General features: G+C 68.1%; 15 protein-coding genes. 9 read left to right on the plus strand and 6 right to left on the minus strand.

Annotated elements, in window-relative coordinates:
• Positions 1 to 59: 59 nt before the first annotated feature.
• The gene (locus ACNFBT_RS15425) at positions 60 to 1109 is read left to right on the plus strand and encodes an AI-2E family transporter (protein WP_416750713.1); all 1050 of its coding nucleotides are present in this window, start codon (positions 60 to 62) and stop codon (positions 1107 to 1109) included.
• A 483-nt stretch (positions 1110 to 1592) separates the two neighbouring features.
• Here ACNFBT_RS15425 and ACNFBT_RS15430 read toward each other — a convergent pair whose 3' ends face one another.
• The 5 genes from ACNFBT_RS15430 to ACNFBT_RS15450 form a co-directional block, all read right to left on the minus strand.
• Positions 1593 to 2873: a CynX/NimT family MFS transporter gene (locus ACNFBT_RS15430; protein WP_416750715.1), complete on the minus strand. Its 1281-nt coding sequence runs from the start codon at positions 2871 to 2873 to the stop codon at positions 1593 to 1595.
• A gap of 30 nt (positions 2874 to 2903) precedes the next feature.
• Complete coding sequence (locus ACNFBT_RS15435; protein ID WP_416750717.1) at positions 2904 to 3551, minus strand: FadR/GntR family transcriptional regulator; 648 nt, start codon at positions 3549 to 3551, stop codon at positions 2904 to 2906.
• A gap of 119 nt (positions 3552 to 3670) precedes the next feature.
• On the minus strand, positions 3671 to 4393 hold the full coding sequence (gene xopAW / locus ACNFBT_RS15440) for a XopAW family type III secretion system calcium-binding effector (protein ID WP_416750719.1): 723 nt from the start codon (positions 4391 to 4393) through the stop codon (positions 3671 to 3673).
• A 106-nt stretch (positions 4394 to 4499) separates the two neighbouring features.
• The gene (locus tag ACNFBT_RS15445; RefSeq protein ID WP_416750721.1) at positions 4500 to 5582 is read right to left on the minus strand and encodes a sensor histidine kinase; all 1083 of its coding nucleotides are present in this window, start codon (positions 5580 to 5582) and stop codon (positions 4500 to 4502) included.
• Complete coding sequence (locus ACNFBT_RS15450; protein WP_416750723.1) at positions 5563 to 6321, minus strand: response regulator; 759 nt, start codon at positions 6319 to 6321, stop codon at positions 5563 to 5565. Before ACNFBT_RS15450 ends, ACNFBT_RS15445 begins: the two co-directional genes overlap by 20 nt.
• Before the next feature lie 321 nt (positions 6322 to 6642).
• Here ACNFBT_RS15450 and kdpF point away from each other — a divergent pair, with 321 nt between their 5' ends.
• The 6 genes from kdpF (at position 6643) to ACNFBT_RS15480 (ending at position 14802) form a co-directional block, all read left to right on the plus strand.
• Positions 6643 to 6732, plus strand: a complete 90-nt coding sequence (gene kdpF, locus ACNFBT_RS15455; protein ID WP_090262021.1) for a K(+)-transporting ATPase subunit F — start codon at positions 6643 to 6645, stop codon at positions 6730 to 6732.
• An 8-nt stretch (positions 6733 to 6740) separates the two neighbouring features.
• On the plus strand, positions 6741 to 8435 hold the full coding sequence (gene kdpA / locus ACNFBT_RS15460; protein WP_416750725.1) for a potassium-transporting ATPase subunit KdpA: 1695 nt from the start codon (positions 6741 to 6743) through the stop codon (positions 8433 to 8435).
• 12 nt (positions 8436 to 8447) lie between these two features.
• The gene (gene kdpB / locus ACNFBT_RS15465; RefSeq protein WP_416750727.1) at positions 8448 to 10532 is read left to right on the plus strand and encodes a potassium-transporting ATPase subunit KdpB; all 2085 of its coding nucleotides are present in this window, start codon (positions 8448 to 8450) and stop codon (positions 10530 to 10532) included.
• Between the two features lie 172 nt (positions 10533 to 10704).
• A complete protein-coding gene (gene kdpC / locus ACNFBT_RS15470) occupies positions 10705 to 11253 on the plus strand; it encodes a potassium-transporting ATPase subunit KdpC (protein WP_416750729.1) in 549 nt (182 codons plus the stop codon).
• 155 nt (positions 11254 to 11408) lie between these two features.
• Positions 11409 to 14066 carry an ATP-binding protein gene (locus ACNFBT_RS15475; protein ID WP_416750731.1) on the plus strand — a complete coding sequence of 886 codons (2658 nt, stop codon included), beginning with the start codon at positions 11409 to 11411 and terminating at the stop codon, positions 14064 to 14066.
• Positions 14067 to 14109: 43 nt separating this feature from the next.
• On the plus strand, positions 14110 to 14802 hold the full coding sequence (locus ACNFBT_RS15480) for a response regulator (protein ID WP_416751209.1): 693 nt from the start codon (positions 14110 to 14112) through the stop codon (positions 14800 to 14802).
• 529 nt (positions 14803 to 15331) lie between these two features.
• Here the strand turns inward: ACNFBT_RS15480 and ACNFBT_RS15485 are convergent.
• Positions 15332 to 16369 carry a patatin-like phospholipase family protein gene (locus tag ACNFBT_RS15485; protein ID WP_416750733.1) on the minus strand — a complete coding sequence of 346 codons (1038 nt, stop codon included), beginning with the start codon at positions 16367 to 16369 and terminating at the stop codon, positions 15332 to 15334.
• 107 nt (positions 16370 to 16476) lie between these two features.
• On the opposite strand from ACNFBT_RS15485, the gene selD reads away from it, so the two are divergent.
• Positions 16477 to 17511, plus strand: coding sequence for a selenide, water dikinase SelD (gene selD / locus ACNFBT_RS15490; RefSeq protein ID WP_416750735.1), 1035 nt, complete (start codon positions 16477 to 16479; stop codon positions 17509 to 17511).
• Positions 17511 to 18611, plus strand: coding sequence for a tRNA 2-selenouridine(34) synthase MnmH (mnmH, locus tag ACNFBT_RS15495; RefSeq protein WP_416750736.1), 1101 nt, complete (start codon positions 17511 to 17513; stop codon positions 18609 to 18611). The genes selD and mnmH overlap by 1 nt, the downstream gene beginning before the upstream one ends.
• The last annotated feature ends 3 nt before the right edge of the window (positions 18612 to 18614 follow it).

Consider the following 18614-nt stretch of genomic DNA (forward strand, 5'->3'; position numbering starts at 1 on the left):
CGCTGATCTCTGGCGCTCTGGAAGGGGCGTCTCACCGTTCTCGATATTCCGGAGTCCCGATGTTCGACAATGATCGTCTGCTGGCGCGCCTGCTGCTGCTGGTTCTGCTCACGGCCAGCGTCTGGGTGCTGTTGCCATTCTGGTCGGCGCTGGTCTGGGCTGCCGTGCTGGCTTTCGCCAGCTGGCCGCTGATGCGCCTGCTCACCCAGTTGCTGCGTGGCCGGGAAGCCGCCGCCGCCGGCCTGCTCACGCTCTGCTGGATCGTGCTGGTGGCGCTGCCGCTGGTGTGGCTGGGTTTCGGCCTGGTGGACCGGGTGCGCGAAGGTGTCGAGCTGGTGAAGAACCTGCAGGTTTCCGGCCTGCCGCCGCCGCCGGCCTGGATGGCGCGCGTACCCCTGATCGGCGATCGCCTGATCGGCTGGTGGTACCAGGCCGACCAGCAGGGCGTGGCGATGTTCTCCGCGCTCAAGCCCTACATGGGCGAGGTCGGCAACTGGGTGCTGGCGCGCAGCGCCAAGCTCGGCACCGGGATCTTCGAACTGGTGCTGAGCCTGGTGCTGATCTTCTTCTTCTACCGCGACGGCCTGCGCCTGCAGGCCTTCGCCCACGCCATGCTGCAACGCCTGATCGGCAATGCGGCTTCGCAGTACATGGATATCATCGCCGGCACCGTGCAGCGGGTCGTCAACGGCGTGATCGGCACCGCCGCCGCACAGGCGGTGCTGGCCACCATCGGTTTCCTTATCGCCGGTGTTCCGGGGGCCTTCGTGCTGGGGCTGCTGACCTTCGTCTGCAGCCTGCTGATGGTCCCGCCACTGATCTGGGGGCCGGCGACGATCTGGCTGTTCTACCAGGAGAGCTACGGCTACGCCGTGTTCATGGCGATCTGGGGGTTCTTCGTGATCAGTGGCGTGGACAACATCCTCAAGCCGTACCTGATCAGCCGTGGCGGCAACCTGCCGCTGGTGGTGGTGCTGCTGGGGGTGCTCGGCGGGTTGCTCAGCTTCGGCTTCATCGGCCTGTTCCTCGGGCCGGTGCTGCTGGCGGTGATGTACAACCTGATCAGTGCCTGGATCGACAGTTCGGATCGGTCGCCGCCGGCGGTTTGATGGCTCGCTTGGGGGCAGGAATCGTAGGAGCGGACTTTGTCCGCGATGCTTTTGATTCTGGTGTGTATGCGTCGCTTCGGCATGTGCTGAGGCTTCTTGTTTCGCCCACTCGGGCGACCTCCTTTGGCAAACGACCCAAAGGAGGCAAAGGTCTTGCCCCTACATCCGGTTTTTCGCTTAGGCGAAAAATTCCCTCGTCGAACCGGAGTGTCAGGGGCACGCTGTGAAGGGCCATCCCTGGCCCATCGCAGCTCTCGCGACATCCATGTCGCTCAACCCCTGAAACTCCGCTTCATCGAGGCCTCCTGAAAGGGGCGGTTCGGAGTGCTCGGGTATTTCACTGGAAGGCCCTAAAGGCCAGAGCACGGCTCCTGTAGGAGCGGACCTTGTCCGCGAAAGTCATCTCGTCCACTCCAAGGCAATGACAGGGCGCGGTTCGTGAGCAAGAACCAGTCGTCCCCCTCGTTCCAACAGAAAATCGCTTTACACGTGCTCGCTCTTCGCCCGCACCAACCGATCCCGCCCGGCCCCCAGGCCGAAGCCAATCGCCGCGACCGACACCACCACGAAAATCACCCCGGTCGCGCTCCAGCCGCCGGTGACGTCGTGCACCACGCCGACCAGGAAGGGCCCACAGGCCGCCAGCGTGTAGCCCACGCCCTGGGCCATGCCGGAGAGGTTGGAGGCGACGTGGGAGTCGGGCGAGCGCAGCACGATCAGCGCCAGCGCGATGGCGAAGGTGGCGCCCTGGCCGAGGCCGAGCACCACCGCCCAGCCCCAGATGCCCGACAGCGGCGCGTAGAGCAGGCCGAGCAGACCCGCCAGGGTGAGGCTCATGACGATCACTACGGCCAGGCGCTGGTCCTTGCCGCGGGTGGCCAGCCAGGGGCCGGCCAGGGCGCTGAACAGCTGCACCATCACCGAACCGGATAGCACCAGCCCGGCCTCCACCGGGCTCAAGCCCCGGTCGATGAGGATCGACGGCACCCAGCCGAAGACGATGTAGGCCAGTGACGATTGCAGGCCCATGTACAGGGTGACCTGCCAGGCCAGCGGCTCGCGCCACAGGCCTTTCACCTTGTACACCGCGCGGTGGGCGTGGTGGTTCTGCCGGGTTTGCGGCAGCCAGACCAGCGCGGCGACTACCGCCGGCAACGCCCAGAACGCCAGCGCCAGTTGCCAGCTGTCGCCCATCAGCCCGGACAGCGGCACGGTGGCGCCGGCGGCGGTGGCCGCGCCGAGGCACAGCGCCATGGTGTAGACGCCGGTCATGGTCCCGGCGATGTGCGGGAAGTCGCGCTTGACGATGCCCGGCAGCAGCACGCCGATGATGCCGATGCTGGCGCCGGCCACCAGGCTGCCGAGGAACAGCCCGGCCACCGGGAACAGGCTGCGCAGCACGATGCCGGCGGCCAGGGTGAGCAGGATCAGCAGCACCGTGCGCTCAGCGCCGAGGCGGCGGGCGAGCATCGGCGCCAGGGGCGCGAACAGGCCCAGACAGAGCACCGGCAGGGTGGTCAGCAGGCCGGCGGCGGCCGCCGACAGGCCGGTGCCGTCGCGTACGGTATTGAGCAGCGGGGCGAGGCTGGACAGCGCAGGGCGCAGGTTCAGCGCCACCAGCACCAGGCCCAGGAGCAGCAGCCAGGGACGCGGCGGGTGCGCCGGGGGCGTCGGTTCGTCGTTGGCTTCGGCGTCGACCAGCAGTTCTTCCGGCGGGCAGGCGCGCTTGTGTTCGGCGGCGTGTGGATCGTGGGGCAGGGACATGGTGGGCATTCCGGCAAAAGGCAGAAGACGTCAGATCAGCAAGGCGCGGTTGGCGCAGGCGGCGGCGTCGGCATCGCCGCGCTCGATGGCGTCGAGCAGGTCGCGGTGCAGTTCGAAGCTCGGCTGCGGTCGGCTGGGGTCGCCGATGGTGCGTTCCAGGCCGGCGCGGATCACTTGGGAGAAGTAGCGGTACAGCTCGCTGAGCACCGGGTTGTGGGCGCTGTCGACCACGCGCTGGTGGAAGATCAGGTCATGGACGATGTAGTCGTCCAGCGCGCCGCCATGGCGAGCGGCGGAGGCCTCCAGGGCTTCGCGCAGGGCCTGGATGTCCGCATCGGTACGGCGCCCGGCGGCCAGCCGGCTGGCTTCCACCTCGATGATGCCGCGTGCTTCGAGGGCCTGTTCCACCGAGCTGCGCGCCAGCACCAGCATGGTGTCCAGCGGATTGGCGCAGGCGCGCACGTAGGTGCCGTCGCCCTGGCGCACTTCCAGCACGCCGGAGAAGGTCAGCACCCGCACCGCTTCGCGCACGGTGTTGCGGCTGATGCCGAGGGACTCGGCAAGTTCGGGTTCCGGCGGCAGGCGCTGGCCTAGGGGCCAGGTGCCGTCGTCGATTCGCAGGCGGATCTGCTCGAGGGCGATATCCACCAGCGAGCGCTTCTGAATGGGGCTGGGCATGGAAACATCCAATCATCGGATGAATGTACAGGTGCCAAGCCTAGGGCATGACCGGGGCGGGTTGCAAATGGGAGAGACCGCCGGGACGCACGCCCCGGCGGCCAATTTCGCCACGCGGATCAGGCGGCGATGTTCACCAGGCTGCCGCTGCTGGCCTGGAGGGCCGTGGCGTCGCTGCTCTGGTACTGCCTGAGCAGGTTGGCCACCAGCTTCTGGTAGGCGTCGCTGGTGCTGGAGCCATCGGCGGACTGGCTGCGCGACGGCGGCGGTGGCGGCGGGCCATCGCCACGGCCTTCGGCCTTGAAGGCGCTGGCCAGTTCGTCGCTGCTGATGCCGCCACTGCCGTCGCTGTCGAGCTTGCTGAACAGCTGGCTGAGCTTGTCGCTGCCGTCACTGCTGCCGGCAGCCGCCAGCTCGTCGGCGCTGATCACCCCATCGCCGTTGGTATCCAGCGAGCTGAGCGCGTCCTCGCTGGAGCCGCCCGCACCGCCGGGGCCGCCCATCCCGCCGGGTGGCGGAGGCGGTGGCATGGCCGCCGACAGTTCGCTCTGCGAGATGCCGCCGCTGCCATCGCCGTCGAGCTGGCTGAGCAGGTCATCGACGTCGATGTCGCTGCTGCCGCTGTCGTCGCTGGACGAAAGCGCCGAGGTCAGTTCGTCCTTGCTGATGTTGCCGTCGCCATCGTTGTCGATGGACTTGAACAGGTCTTCGTCGAACTTCGCCTTGCCCTGTGCGCCGCCGCAACTGCCAGTCTGGGTGCCGGTCGTGCTGCTGGCGGCCTGGGTCTTGGCGAGCGTCGAGCCGGAGTAGTAGCTCGTGTAGCCGCTGACGCCACTGATCATAGGACTGTCTCCCTGGTTGCCCGGAGGGTTCTCCGGTTGTCGCAGCCTCGATGGCGTCTGTGTCGCGGGTTTGTGCGCTTTGTATGCGGCTTTCTACACGGGGATCTCAGCTGCGCGGCAGGCGCAGCACGGCGGTGGCGCCGCCGCCGAGGGTCTCCTCGAAGAACAGCTCGCCGCCCTGGCGCCGCGCGGCGTCGCGGGCGATGGCAAGGCCGAGGCCGACACCGCCGGAGTTGCGGTTGCGCGAGCCTTCCAGGCGGAAGAAGGGCTCGAACACCTGCTCGCGCAGTTCGGCGGGAATGCCCGGGCCGTGGTCGCGTACGCGGATTTCCACCTCGTGGGGGCCGTCGTGCAGCTCGATGCAGACGTCGCTGGCGTAGCGCAGGGCGTTGTCCAGCAGGTTGTTCAGGCACGAGCGCAGGGCCATCGGCTGCACCTTGAGCGGTGCGCAATAGCCGTCCACGCCGACATCCTCGCCACGTTCGCAGACGTCCTCGGCCAGGGAGTCCACCAGCGCCTTCATGTCGAGCCACTGCGGCGGCTCGCTGGCGCGTTCCTGCTGCAGGTAGTGCAGGGTGGAGTCGAGCATGCCGATCATCTCGGCCAGGTCCTGGCTGATGCGCGTGCGCAGCTGCGGGTTGTCGACTTCCTCGACGCGCAGACGCAGGCGCGACAGCGGCGTGCGCAGGTCATGGGACACCGCCACCAGCATGCGGCTGCGCTGCTGCACCTGTTCGCGGATGCGTTCGCGCATGCGGTTGAAGGCGCGGGCGGCCTGACGTGCCTCGTGCGGGCCGGTTTCCGGCAAGGGCGGGCTGTCCAGGTCTTCGGAGAGGCGCAGCGCGGCATCGCCCAGGCGCCGCACCGGGCGGGCGAGCAGGCACGCGCCGATGCCGGCGGCGCCAACCAATGCCAACAGCTGGAAGAGGAACGGCAGGCTCCAGAACGGCGGATGGCGTGGCGGCGGGCCCGGGGGCGGTCCTTGCTGGAAGGCGTGTTCCGGTGGCGGCGGGGGAGGTGGCGGAGGCTGGTGCGGGCCGTAGTGGCTGAACCAGGCGAAGGCCAGCAGGTGGGCGATCACGATGGCCAGCAGGAAGACCCCGAACAGCCGCGCGAACAGGCTGTCCGCGCGCTTGAGCGGCGGCTCCTGCGCGCCCTGGGGCGCCGGCTCAGGCGATGTCGCGGACATCGAACAGGTAGCCTTCGCCACGCACGGTCTTGATCAGCCGGGGCGAGCGCGGGTCGTCGCCGAGCTTCTGCCGCAGGCGCGAGACCAGCAGGTCGATGCTGCGGTCGAAGGCCTCGATGGCGCGGCCACGGGCGGCGTCCAGCAGCAGCTCGCGGTTGAGCACCCGGCGCGGGCGTTCGAGGAACACCCAGAGCAGGCGGAATTCGGCGTTGGATAGCGGCACCACCAGACCGTCCGGCGCGTGCAGCTGGCGCAGCACGCTGTCCAGACGCCACTGGTCGAAGCGCACCTGGGCGCGCGGTTCGCCGCGCACGCCGTCCTCGCCACCGGGGCCGTTGCCGCCGCGCACCCGGCGCAGGATGGTCTGGATGCGCGCCACCAGCTCGCGCGGTTCAAAGGGCTTGGCCATGTAGTCGTCGGCGCCCAGTTCCAGGCCGATGATGCGGTCGGCCGGCTCGCAGCGGGCGGTGAGCATCAGGATCGGAATGTCCGACTCGGCGCGCAGGTAGCGGCACAGCGACAGGCCGTCCTCGCCGGGCAGCATCAGGTCGAGCACCACCACGTCATAGCTGCCGTCCTGCAGGGCGCGGCGCATGCCCACACCATCGGCCACGCCGTGGGCCTCGATATTGAAGCGCGCCAGGTAGCCGCAGAGCAGTTCGCGGATCGGCTCGTCGTCGTCCACCAGCAGGGCGCGGGTGGTCCAGCGGCGCGGGTCGTCGGAAGAAGTGTGCTGCATGGGGAGGCCTGTCGCAGGAAACGGGGGCAGGGCGGGCCGGCGGGCCGCGCGGGATACGCGACGGTGCACATGCTAACCCGACGCCGCGGGCAGGGCCACGCTGAGCGAGGCTGGGGCCGGCGGGTGTCTCCAGCGTGTCGGCTCTGTAACGGCTCCGATACATGCCCGCGAGCCGGCGCTTTTGAGCGGTTTTTTACGCTTTCTTTATGCCCCGCCAGCACCTCGGGAATCGCTCCTTTACGCCCTTCATGGGGAAAATTTCCGTCAAGCGGCAAGAGCCGCGCAAAGCGATGGAGTCGCCCGCGTGAGGAGAGAGAAATCATGAGCGTGCTCGACGGTGTGTCCCTGGTCCTGGCCACGGCACTGTTCATTTATCTGCTGGTGGCGCTGCTGCGCGCCGACCGTTCCTAGGAGTGGCCATGAACAGCCATGACGTACTGCTGATCGTCGCCTTCCTGGCGCTGGTGCTGCTGCCAGCACCCTTCCTCGGGCGTTTTTACTTCAAGGTGATGGAAGGGCAGCGCACCTTCCTGAGTCCCGTTTTCCTGCCGGTGGAACGGGCAATCTATCGCGCCTGCGGCATCGATCCCGAACAGGAGCAGGACTGGAAGGGCTACACCGTCGCGCTACTCGTCTTCAACCTCGCCGGCCTGGTCCTGCTGTTCTCGATCCTGCTGCTGCAAGGCTCGCTGCCGCTCAACCCGCAGCACCTGCCGGGCCTGGAGTGGACCCTGGCGTTCAACACCGCGGTGAGCTTCGTCACCAACACCAACTGGCAGTCCTATAGCGGCGAAGCCTCGCTCAGCTACCTGAGCCAGATGCTCGGCCTGACCGTGCAGAACTTCGTCAGCGCCGCCGTCGGCTTGGCCGTGCTGGTGGCCCTGGCCCGTGGCATCGCGCGCAAGTCGACGCACAATCTGGGCAACTTCTGGGTCGACCTGACCCGCGCCACCCTCTACGGGCTGATCCCGCTGTGCCTGCTGCTGGCGCTGTTGCTGGTCTGGCAGGGCGTGCCGCAGACCTTCCTCGACTACGCCCACGCCCTGACCCTGCAGGGCGCCGACCAGTCCATCCCGCTGGGCCCGGCCGCCAGCCAGATCGCCATCAAGCAACTGGGCACCAACGGCGGCGGTTTCTTCGGCGTGAACTCGGCGCACCCGTTCGAGAACCCGACCATCTGGAGCAACCTGTTCGAGGTCGTCTCGATCATCCTGATCCCGGCCGCGCTGGTGTTCACCTTCGGCTACTACGTGAAGGACCTGCGCCAGAGCCGCGCCATCCTCGGCTGCATGCTGGTGCTGTTCTGCCTCGGGCTGGGCGTGTCGCTGTGGGCCGAGTACCAGCCCAACCCGGTGCTCAGTGCGCTGCCGGTGGAGCAGGCCGCGCCGCTGGAAGGCAAGGAAAGCCGCTTCGGCACCACCGCCAGCGTGCTCTGGTCGGTGACCACCACCTCGGCGTCCAACGGCTCGGTGAACGCCATGCATGACAGCCTCAATCCGCTGTCGGGCATGGTGGCGATGATCAACATGATGCTCGGCGAGGTGATCTTCGGCGGAGTCGGCGCCGGTCTCTACGGCATGCTGCTGTTTGTCCTGATCGCCGTGTTCCTCGCCGGGCTGATGGTCGGCCGCACCCCGGAATACCTGGGCAAGAAGCTCGAAGCCCGCGAAGTCCGCCTGCTGGTGGCGACCCTGCTGGTGATGCCGGTGGGCGTGCTGGTGCTCGGCGCCATCGCCGCCAGCCTGCCGGGCCCGGCCGCCGCGGTCACCAATCCAGGCCCCCACGGCTTCAGCCAGCTGCTCTATGCCTACACCTCGGGCACCGCGAACAACGGTTCGGCCTTCGCCGGGTTCGGCGCCAATACCCCGTTCCACAACCTGATGATCGCCCTGGCCATGCTGATCGGCCGCTTCGGCTACATCCTGCCGGTGCTGGCGATCGCCGGCAGCCTGGCGGCGAAGAAGGCCACCCCGGTCGGCCCCAACAGTTTCCCGACCCACGGCCTGCTGTTCGTCAGCCTGCTGACCGCCACCATCCTGCTGGTGGGCGGCCTGAATTTCCTGCCGACGCTGGTGCTGGGCCCGGTGGCCGATCACCTGACGCTCGGTTTCTGAGGAGCTTTCGCAATGAATGCGCGTACCCAGGATCTCGCCCTGAACAACCCGTCGAGAAGCGCCGACAAACGCCCGACCACCGCCTTCTCCGCACTCTGGAGGCCGGCGCTGGTGCAGGCCTTCGCCAAGCTCGACCCGCGCCAGCTGCAACGCTCGCCGGTGATGCTGGTGGTGGCCCTGACCGCCGTGCTGACTACCGTGCTCTGCGTGGTGGGCGGCGAGGCTGTGCCGACCATCGTGGCGGTGCAGATCGCCGTCTGGCTGTGGTTCACCGTGCTCTTCGCCAACTTCGCCGAAGCCCTCGCCGAGGGCCGCGGCAAGGCCCGCGCCGACAGCCTGAAAGCGGGCACCCAGGGCCTGCAGGGCCTGCGCCGGACCGCCAGCGGCAGCTTCGAGAAAGTCGCCGCCAGCAGCCTGCGTAAAGGTGACGTGGTGCGGGTCGAGGCTGGCGAGCTGATCCCCGGCGACGGCGAGGTGATCGAAGGCGTGGCGGCGGTCAACGAAGCCGCCATCACCGGCGAATCCGCGCCGGTGATCCGCGAGTCCGGCGGCGACCGCTCGGCGGTGACCGGCAACACCCGGCTGGTTTCCGACTGGCTGTTGGTGAAGATCACCGCCAACCCCGGCGAATCCACCCTCGACCGGATGATCGCCCTGGTGGAAGGCGCCAAGCGGCAGAAGACCCCCAACGAAGTGGCGCTGGACATCCTGCTGATCGGCCTGACCCTGATCTTCCTGCTGGTGGTCGTCACCCTGAAACCCTTCGCCCTGTTCGCCGGGGGCAAGCTGCCGCTGGTGTTCCTGGTGGCGCTGCTGGTGACCCTGATCCCCACCACCATTGGCGGTTTGCTCTCGGCCATCGGCATCGCCGGCATGGACCGCCTGGTGCGCCTGAACGTCATCGCCAAGTCCGGCCGCGCCGTGGAAGCGGCGGGGGACGTGCACGTGCTGATGCTCGACAAGACCGGCACCATCACCTTCGGCAACCGCCGCTGCAGCGCACTGCACACCGCCCCCGGCGTGCAGCCGCTGGAGCTGGCCGAGGGCGCCTTCCTTGCCTCGCTGGCGGACGACACGCCGGAGGGCAAGTCTATTGTCGAATTCTTACAAACCGAGAGCCTGCGCGCAGAGATCATCCTGCCGGAGCCGGAGCGCAACCGCGTCACCCCGGTGGCCTTCAGCGCCGAGACGCGCCTGTCGGGCATCGACTTCGACGGTCACGTCTATCGCAAGGGGGCGGTGGACGCCGCGCTGGCCTTCGTCGGCATGGACCGCAAGCAGATGCCGGAGTCGCTGGCGAAAGAGATCGAACGCATCGCCCAGAGCGGCGGCACGCCGCTGCTGGTGGTGGCCGACGGCAAGCTGCTGGGCGCCATCCACTTGAAGGATGTGGTCAAACCGGGCATCCGCGAGCGCTTCGCCGAACTGCGTCGCATGGGTATCCGCACCGTGATGGTGACCGGCGATAACCCGCTGACCGCCGCCGCCATTGCCGCCGAGGCCGGTGTGGACGACGTGATCGCCGAAGCCACCCCGGAGAAGAAGCTGGCGCGCATCCGCCAGGAGCAGGGCGAGGGGCGCATGGTCGCCATGTGCGGCGACGGCGCCAACGATGCTCCGGCCCTGGCGCAGGCGGACGTCGGCATGGCCATGAACGACGGTACCCAGGCCGCCCGCGAGGCCGCCAACCTGGTGGACCTGGACAGCGACCCGACCAAGCTGCTGGACGTGGTGCAGGTGGGCAAGGAACTGCTGGTGACCCGTGGCGCGCTGACCACCTTCTCGGTGGCCAACGACGTGGCCAAGTACTTCGCCATCCTCCCCGCGCTGTTCGCCGGCATCTACCCGCAACTGGGCGTGCTCAACGTCATGAAACTGGCCAGCCCGCAGAGCGCGATTCTCTCGGCCATCGTGTTCAACGCGCTGATCATCGTTGCGCTGATCCCCCTGGCCCTGCGCGGCGTGCGCGTGCAGGCCACGGATGCCTCGCAGCTGCTGCGGCGCAACCTGCTGATCTACGGAGTGGGCGGGCTGGTCGCGCCCTTCGTGGGGATCAAGGTGATCGACATGATTCTGGTGGCGGTGGGGTTGGCCTGAGGCGCGCGCCTTTTCCCCTCACCCTAACCCTCTCCCAATGGAAGAGGGGACCGTCCGGAGTGATTGGGAAACGCTGAACTCGCCGGACACACCGAACGGCTCCCTCTCCCTCTGGGAGAGGGCTGGGGTGAGGGCCGATGCCCCGCTCCGAACCCAACAGAGGAACACGAACATGCTCAACCAACTCCGCCCCGCTATCGCCTCCCTGGTCCTGCTCAGCGCGATCACCGGCGTCGTCTATCCGCTGGCCGTCACCGGCATCGCCCAGGTGGCCTTCCACGACCAGGCCAACGGCAGCCTGGTGCGCGACGAGAACGGCAATGTGCGCGGCTCGGCCCTGATCGCACAGAAATTCGACGGCGCCCAGTGGTTCCACTCGCGCCCCTCGGCCGGTGATTTCGCCACCGTCTCCAGCAGCGCCAGCAACCTCGCGCCCGGCAACCCGGCGCTGGCCGAGCGCATCGCCAAGGACGCCGCCGCCCAGCAGATCGGCGCCCAGCCGGTGCCGCTGGCGCTGGTCACCACCTCCGGCAGCGGCCTCGATCCGCAGTTGCCGCCTGCCGCTGCGCTGTACCAGGTGCCGCGCATCGCCCTGGAGCGCGGCGTACCGGCCGCCAGCCTGGAAAAGCTGGTGGAGGCGAACACCGAGCGCCCGCTGATCGGCCCCGCCGTGGTCAACGTGCTGGCGCTGAACATGGCCCTGGCCAGCCTGCCTCGCTAGACTCCAGCGCCAACTGCAGTCCGGGCCGTAGCACAATGTCTCCAGCGCGCCACGGACAACCCCCTCTCCCTTTGGGAGAGGGCTGGGGTGAGCGGCTCTAGAGCCTTCACTCCACTTGATGAGGCGAGCGCCAGGAGCGCTCCGAGGATAGCGACATGACCGACCCCAACCGCGCCGACGCCCTGCTTGCCGACCTGCCGAGCATGGGCCGTGGCCGACTGAAAGTGTTCCTCGGCGCCGCGCCGGGGGTCGGCAAGACCTACGCCATGCTGCAGGCCGCCCAGAGCCAGCTGCGCCAGGGCGTGAACCTGCGCGTGGGCATAGTCGAGACCCACGGCCGCGCCGAGACCGAGGCCTTGCTCGCCGGTCTGCCGCAGCAGGTGCTCAAACGCTCCGAGTACCGTGGCATCAAGCTGGTGGAAATGGACCTCGACGGCTTGCTGGCCGATCCGCCGCAACTGGCGCTGGTCGACGAGCTGGCCCACAGCAATGCCCCCGGCAGCCGCCACGCCAAGCGCTGGCAGGACATCCAGGAACTGCTGTCGGCCGGCATCGACGTCTACACCACGGTCAACGTGCAGCACCTGGAAAGCCTCAATGACCAGGTGCGCGATATCACCGGCGTACAGGTACGCGAAACCGTCCCCGACTGGGTGTTGCAGGAGGCCTACGACCTGCTGCTGGTGGACCTGCCGCCCCGCGAGCTGCTCGAGCGCCTGCGCGAGGGCAAGGTCTACGTGCCCGAACAGGCCCGCGCCGCCATCGATGCCTTCTTCAGCCAGACCAACCTCACCGCGCTGCGTGAGCTGACCATGCAGACTGCAGCGGCACGGGTCGATGCCGACCTGGCCCACCGCTACCGCCAGCAGGGCGGCGACGCCCCGGCGGTGCGTGGGCGGCTGCTGGTCGGCGTGGACGGCGAGCGCAATGCCGAGCGCCTGGTGCGCCATGCCTGCCGCGTGGCCGAGCGTCGGCACCTGCCGTGGTCGCTGGTCCACGTCGATACCGGCGAGGCGCGCAGCGAAGAGTCGCGCATGCAACTGCAGAGCGCCCAGCAACTGGCCGAACGCCTGGGCGGCGACGTAGTGGAGCTGCGCGGCGGCGAAGTGGCGCGCACCCTGGTCGAGCACGCCAAGGAGCGCCGCGCCAGCCTGCTGCTGGTGGGGCGTTCACGGCAGCGCTGGTATCGCCGGCTGTTCGGCGGTGGCCTGGCGGCGCGCCTGCTGCGCCTGGGCGACGGGCTGGAAATCAGCGTGCTCGACAGCGAGGCCGATCTCGCTCCGCCCAAGGCGCGCGCGCAGGCGCCCTGGCCCTGGGGTGACTACCTGCTGGCGGCACTCGCTGCTGCCGGCGCCAGTGCGCTGGCCTGGGCGGTGGCGAGTGTGCTGGAGCTGCCGAATATCTCCCTGGTGTTCCTGGCCGCCGTATTGCTGGTGGCGGTGCGCAGCAGCCTCGGCCCGGCGCTGGCGTGCGCGGTGCTGTCGTTCCTGGCCTACGACTTCCTGTTCATCCCGCCGCATTTCTCCTTCGCCATCCAGCGTGAGGAGGACGTGCTGACCCTGCTGTTCTTCCTGCTCATGGCCGGGCTCACCGGCAACCTTGCCGCCCGCCAGCTCCGGCAACTGCAGGCGCTGCGCGAGACCCAGGAGGAGACCAGCCAACTGCTCGAGCTGTCGCGCAAGCTCACCGCCGCCACCGACCGCAAGGCGGTGATGGCTGCCGCCGTGCAACAGCTCAGCGGTTGGCAAGGGCTGGACATCTGCCTGCTCGGCCGGGTCAACGGCGAGTGGAAAGTGGAGGGCGGGCTGAACCGAGCGCTGGACGACCAGGAGCGTGCCGCCGCCGATTGGGCCTGGCAGCACGACCAGTCCGCCGGCCTGGGTACCGGCACGCTGCCGAGCGGGCGCTGGTGGTGGTGGCCGCTGTCCGGCGAGGACGGCCCGCTGGCGCTGCTCGGTGTCAGCCCGCGCGATGCACAGCCGTTACCCGGCTCGCGCCGCCGTCTGCTCGCGGCCCTAGGGCAACCGCTGGCGCAGGCGCTGGCCCGTGCACGCCTCGCCGAAGACCTCGAAGCTGCACGCCTGCACGGCGAAACCGAACAACTGCGCAGCGCGCTGCTGGCCTCGGTCAGCCACGACCTGCGCACGCCGCTGACCTCCATGCGCGGCGCCATCGACAGCCTTCTGGCCCTCGGCGACGCGATTCCGCCCGACGACCGTCGCGAGCTGCTGGAAAGCACCCGCGACGAGGCCGAGCGCCTGGACCGCTATATCCAGAACCTGCTGGACATGACCCGCCTCGGCCACGGTGGCCTGAAACTCTCGCGCGACTGGGTGTCGCCCGGCGACATCGTCGGCAGCGCGCTCAATCGCCTGCGCGCGGTGGTTGCTCCGTATCGCATGGAAACCCGCGTGCCGCCCGAGTTGCCGCTGCTCTACGTGCACGCCGCGCTGATCGAGCAGGCGCTGGTCAACGTGCTGGAAAACGCCGCGCGCTTCTCGCCACCCCAGGGCCGCCTGCGCGTGGCGGTGGAGGCGGTCGAGGGCGAATTGCGCTTCTCGGTCAGCGACGAGGGGCCGGGGATTCCACTGGCCGAACGTGAGAAGATCTTCGACATGTTCTATACCGCCGCCCGTGGCGATCGCGGCGGGCAGGGCACCGGGCTGGGCCTGGCGATCTGCCAGGGCATGGTCGGCGCCCACGGCGGGCGGATCACGGTGGAAGACGGTATCGACGGGCGCGGCACGACCCTCGTGCTGCACCTGCCGCTGCAGCAGCAGCCGGACATGGAGCAGCTTGATGCCGCTGTCTGAAAGGCTCAAGCTGGACGGCCCCGCCAGCCAGTCCAGTTCCCCGATGAACGCCAGCGCCGCCACCATCCTGGTCGTCGACGACGAACCGCAGATCCGCAAGTTCCTCCGCATCAGCCTCAGCGCCGGCGGCTACAAGGTGCTGGAGGCGGGCACTGGCGAAGAGGGCCTGGCCCAGGCCGCGCTGGGCCGCCCGGACCTGGTGGTGCTGGATCTCGGCCTGCCGGACAAGGACGGCCAGGACGTGTTGCGCGAACTGCGCGAGTGGTCGCAGGTACCGGTGCTGGTGCTCTCGGTGCGCGCCAGCGAGAGCGAGAAGGTGCTGGCGCTGGACGGCGGCGCCAACGACTACGTGACCAAGCCCTTCGGCATCCAGGAATTCCTCGCGCGCATCCGTGTGCTGCTGCGCCAGGGCGGCAGCGGCGAGACGCAGGAGGCCGTGATCGCGGTTGGCCCGTTGAGTGTGGACTTCTCCTACCGCCGGGTGCTGCTCGACGGCGCCGAAGTCTCGTTGACCCGTAAGGAATACGCCGTGCTCTCGACGCTGGCGCGCCACCTTGGTCGCGTGGTTACCCAGCAGCAGTTGCTCAAGGATATCTGGGGGCCGACGCATACCGCGGACACCCACTACCTGCGCGTCGTCGTAGGCCACCTGCGGCAGAAACTCGCCGATGACCCGGCCAGTCCGCGATTCATCGTTACCGAGGCGGGTGTCGGCTACCGCTTGCGCGAGAGTTGATCGCACGGAGCTCCTACAGGCTGACTCCGGCATCACCGTTTTCGTAGGAGCGGACTCCGTCCGCGATGCTCTTCTTGTTTGGGTGTTCTGCGCCGCTACGGCGTGTGCTGAGAGATTTTGTTTCGCCCCCTCGGGCGAGTCCCTTTTGGCGCCCCAAAAGGAACCAAAAGGGCTTGCCCCTGCATCCGGTTTTTCGCTTAGGCGAAAAATACCCTCGCTCCATCGGAGTTTCAGGGGCACGCGTCGACGGGCCATCCCTGGCCCAACGACGCTCTCGCGGCATCCATGCCGCTCAACCCCTGAAACTCCGATTCCACTCGGCCTCCTGAAGGGGCGCTCCGGTGTGTGCGGATATTTCTCTGGAAGACATCAAGGGCAAGAGCCAAAGCCAGAGAGGAGGGATGGGCTCCCGTAGGAGCGGACTTTGTCCGCGAAATCCCTCGCGGCGGAATCTGATTCTGAAGGGGGCACACGCGTGTCGCGCTCGTTGTAGGAGCGAGCCTACTCGCGAACCACACAACACCGGCGGTCAATACCGATTCTCTTCCTCATACCGATCCAGCGTATCGCTGGCGATCTGCCGGCCGAGGGCGATCAGCTCCGGGGCCTTGTAGAACTCGAAGAAACGGCACACGCGCTTGGGCACGTTGATCAGGATGTCCGGCGGGTAGCCGGCGATCTTGTACTGCGCCAGCGACGTCTGCATCACCTCGAAGCTCTGGTTCACCAGCTCCAGCAGGGACGCCGGGCTGCTGCTGTCGATCACCCGGCTGCCGGTGGCCGAGCGCGGCGAGCCCTTGCCTCGTGGGGCGGCGGCCGGCTGCTGCATCTCCGGCTCGGCCGGCTCCTCGGAGGCGGCGGGCACCGGGTGGAGCAGGGCGTCGGCCAGCAGTTCCGGCGGTGCTTCGCTCTCGCCACGACGGAAGAAGCTCAGCTTGCTGGACAGGCCGGAAATCACCGCGTCGAAGCGGCCCATGAGGGCGGGCGGGCGCTCGATCACCGGCAGCGAATACTGGCGCTGGTTGGTGGCGTTGAGGTTGACCGCGACGATCAGGTCGGCGTGGGTCGAGACCACCGGGACGATCGGCAGCGGGTTGAGCAGGCCGCCGTCCACCAGCATGCGGCTGCCCTGCATGACCGGGGTGAACAGGCTGGGGATCGCCGCCGAGGCACGCATGGCCTGGTGCAGGCAGCCTTCCTGGAACCAGATTTCCTGCTGGTTGGTGAGGTCGGTGGCCACGGCGGTGTAGGGGATCGGCAGGTCTTCGATGTCGATCTCGCCGAGCATTTCGTGGATCTTGCCGAACACCCGCTCGCCACGGATGGCGCCGAGGCGGAAGCTCACATCCAGCAGTCGCAGCACGTCCAGGTAATCCAGGCTTTCCACCCAGTCGCGGTATTCCTCGAGCTTGCCGGCGGCGTAGATGCCGCCGATCACCGAGCCCATCGAGCAGCCGGCAATGCAGACGATCTCGTAGCCGCGCCGTTCGATCTCTTCGATCACGCCAATGTGCGCGTAACCCCGTGCGCCGCCGGAGCCAAGTACCAGCGCGATCTGTTTTGACATCGGGCATTCCCCCTTGCGAAACGTTTCGACGATACGCTGGGGCACAAGCCGCGCCAAGGTCGGCTTTGCTAGAATCGTCGTCTGTTTTTCTTTCGCCGGAGTCCGCGATGAGCGAACCGATCCGCCTGACCCAGTACAGCCATGGTGCCGGCTGTGGTTGCAAGATTTCCCCCAAGGTCCTGGAGGTCATCCTCGCCGGCAGCGGCGCGCAGAACCTTGACCCGAACCTGTGGGTCGGCAACGCCTCGCGCGATGACGCCGCTGTCTATGCTATCGACGCCGAGCGCGGCGTGGTGTCCACCACCGACTTCTTCATGCCGATCGTCGACGATCCCTTCGACTTCGGCCGCATCGCCGCCACCAACGCCATCAGCGACATCTACGCGATGGGCGGCGATCCGCTGATGGCGATCGCCATCCTCGGCTGGCCGGTTAACGTGCTGGCGCCGGAAATCGCCCGCGAAGTGATTGCCGGCGGCCGCAAGGTCTGTGACGAAGCCGGCATCCCCCTGGCCGGCGGCCACTCCATCGACGCGCCCGAGCCGATCTTCGGCTTGGCGGTCACCGGCATGGTCGAGAAGCGCTTCATGAAGCGCAACGACACCGCCACCGAAGGCTGCAAGCTGTACCTGACCAAGCCGCTGGGCATCGGCATCCTCACCACCGCCGAGAAGAAGTCCAAACTGCGCGCCGAGGACGTCGGCGTCGCCCGCGACTGGATGTGCACCCTGAACAAGCCCGGCTCGCGCTTCGGCAAGCTGGAAGGCGTGCGCGCCATGACCGACGTCACCGGCTTCGGCCTGCTCGGCCACCTGGTGGAAATGGCCGACGGCAGCGGGCTGACTGCTCGTATCCGCTATGCGGCCGTGCCGCGCCTTGCCAGCGTCGAGTACTACCTGGAAGCGGGCTGCGTGCCCGGCGGCACCCTGCGCAACTTCGACAGCTACGGCGAGCGCATCGCGCCATTGCCGGAGCTGCACAAGCTGCTGCTGTGCGACCCCCAGACCAGCGGCGGCCTGCTGGTGGCGGTGGAGCCGGAAGGCGAGGCGCAGTTCCTGGCCGCCGCGAAGGAGCTGGGCCTGGATCTGGCGCCCATCGGCGAACTGGTCGGCCGACAGCGTCACGCGGTCGAGGTGGCGTGATGCGTGACAACACCCTCCACTACCGCGAGCTGTTCCTCGGCGATGTGAAGATGATGGACGTGCGCGCCCCGGTCGAGTTCGACAAGGGCGCCTTCCCGAACACCGTGAACCTGCCGCTGATGAACGACGTCGAGCGGCAGAAGGTCGGTACCTGCTACAAGCAGAACGGCCAGCAGGCGGCCATCGCCCTGGGCCACGAACTGGTCTGCGGCAAGGTCAAGGCCGCGCGGATCGAAGCCTGGGCGGCTTTCGCCAAGGCCAATCCCGAGGGCTACCTGTACTGCTTCCGCGGTGGCCTGCGTTCGCAGATCACCCAGCAGTGGCTCAAGAGCGAGGCCGGCATCGATTACCCGCGCGTGGTCGGTGGCTACAAGGCGATGCGGGGCTTTCTCTATGACACCACCCAGGCGGCGGCCGAGGAGTGCCAGTTCGTGCTGGTCGGTGGCCTGACCGGCACCGGCAAGACCGAGGTGGTCGCCCAACTGGCCAACAGCCTCGACCTGGAAGGCCACGCCAACCATCGGGGCTCCGCTTTCGGTCGTCGTGCCACGCCGCAGCCGGCGCAGATCGATTTCGAGAACCGCCTGGCCATCGACATCCTGAAGAAGCGCCACGCCGGCATGGAGCAGTTCGTGCTGGAGGATGAAGGGCGCATCGTCGGCAGCTGCTCGGTGCCGCTGGAGCTGTACCAGGGCATGCAGCACTACCCGCTGGTGTGGCTGGACGACAGCTTCGAACAGCGCGTGGAACGCATTCTCAAGGACTACGTGATCGACCTGTGCGCCGACCATGTGCAGGTGGTGGGCGAGGAGGGCGGCTTCGACGCCTTCGCGGCCTATCTGCGCAAGAGCCTGTCGGGCATCGTCAAGCGCCTGGGCGGCGAGCGCTACCAGCGCCTTGCCGCGATCATGGACGCGGCCCTGGAGGAGCAGAAACGCAGCGGCGCGGTGGATCTGCACCGGGGCTGGATCGAAGGGCTGCTGAGCGAGTACTACGACCCGATGTACGCCTTCCAGCGCGAGAGCAAGGAATCGCGCATCGAGTTCCGTGGCACCCAGGCCGAGGTGGTCGAGTACCTGCGCTTCCGCGCGGAGCGCTGAGTT

Origin of the sequence: Pseudomonas sp. NY15181 (assembly GCF_048068055.1) — a bacterium.
Taxonomy (GTDB): domain Bacteria; phylum Pseudomonadota; class Gammaproteobacteria; order Pseudomonadales; family Pseudomonadaceae; genus Pseudomonas.

What these genes read in the sequence shown, in the direction of transcription:
- ACNFBT_RS15425 (WP_416750713.1), top strand. Translation starts at nt 60, where the DNA reads ATGTTCGACAATGATCGTCTGCTGGCGCGCCTGCTGCTGCTGGTTCTG.
- ACNFBT_RS15430 (WP_416750715.1), bottom strand. Translation starts at nt 2,873, where the DNA reads ATGTCCCTGCCCCACGATCCACACGCCGCCGAACACAAGCGCGCCTGC.
- ACNFBT_RS15435 (WP_416750717.1), bottom strand. Translation starts at nt 3,551, where the DNA reads ATGCCCAGCCCCATTCAGAAGCGCTCGCTGGTGGATATCGCCCTCGAG.
- xopAW (WP_416750719.1), bottom strand. Translation starts at nt 4,393, where the DNA reads ATGATCAGTGGCGTCAGCGGCTACACGAGCTACTACTCCGGCTCGACG.
- ACNFBT_RS15445 (WP_416750721.1), bottom strand. Translation starts at nt 5,582, where the DNA reads ATGTCCGCGACATCGCCTGAGCCGGCGCCCCAGGGCGCGCAGGAGCCG.
- ACNFBT_RS15450 (WP_416750723.1), bottom strand. Translation starts at nt 6,321, where the DNA reads ATGCAGCACACTTCTTCCGACGACCCGCGCCGCTGGACCACCCGCGCC.
- kdpF (WP_090262021.1), top strand. Translation starts at nt 6,643, where the DNA reads ATGAGCGTGCTCGACGGTGTGTCCCTGGTCCTGGCCACGGCACTGTTC.
- kdpA (WP_416750725.1), top strand. Translation starts at nt 6,741, where the DNA reads ATGAACAGCCATGACGTACTGCTGATCGTCGCCTTCCTGGCGCTGGTG.
- kdpB (WP_416750727.1), top strand. Translation starts at nt 8,448, where the DNA reads ATGAATGCGCGTACCCAGGATCTCGCCCTGAACAACCCGTCGAGAAGC.
- kdpC (WP_416750729.1), top strand. Translation starts at nt 10,705, where the DNA reads ATGCTCAACCAACTCCGCCCCGCTATCGCCTCCCTGGTCCTGCTCAGC.
- ACNFBT_RS15475 (WP_416750731.1), top strand. Translation starts at nt 11,409, where the DNA reads ATGACCGACCCCAACCGCGCCGACGCCCTGCTTGCCGACCTGCCGAGC.
- ACNFBT_RS15480 (WP_416751209.1), top strand. Translation starts at nt 14,110, where the DNA reads ATGAACGCCAGCGCCGCCACCATCCTGGTCGTCGACGACGAACCGCAG.
- ACNFBT_RS15485 (WP_416750733.1), bottom strand. Translation starts at nt 16,369, where the DNA reads ATGTCAAAACAGATCGCGCTGGTACTTGGCTCCGGCGGCGCACGGGGT.
- selD (WP_416750735.1), top strand. Translation starts at nt 16,477, where the DNA reads ATGAGCGAACCGATCCGCCTGACCCAGTACAGCCATGGTGCCGGCTGT.
- mnmH (WP_416750736.1), top strand. Translation starts at nt 17,511, where the DNA reads ATGCGTGACAACACCCTCCACTACCGCGAGCTGTTCCTCGGCGATGTG.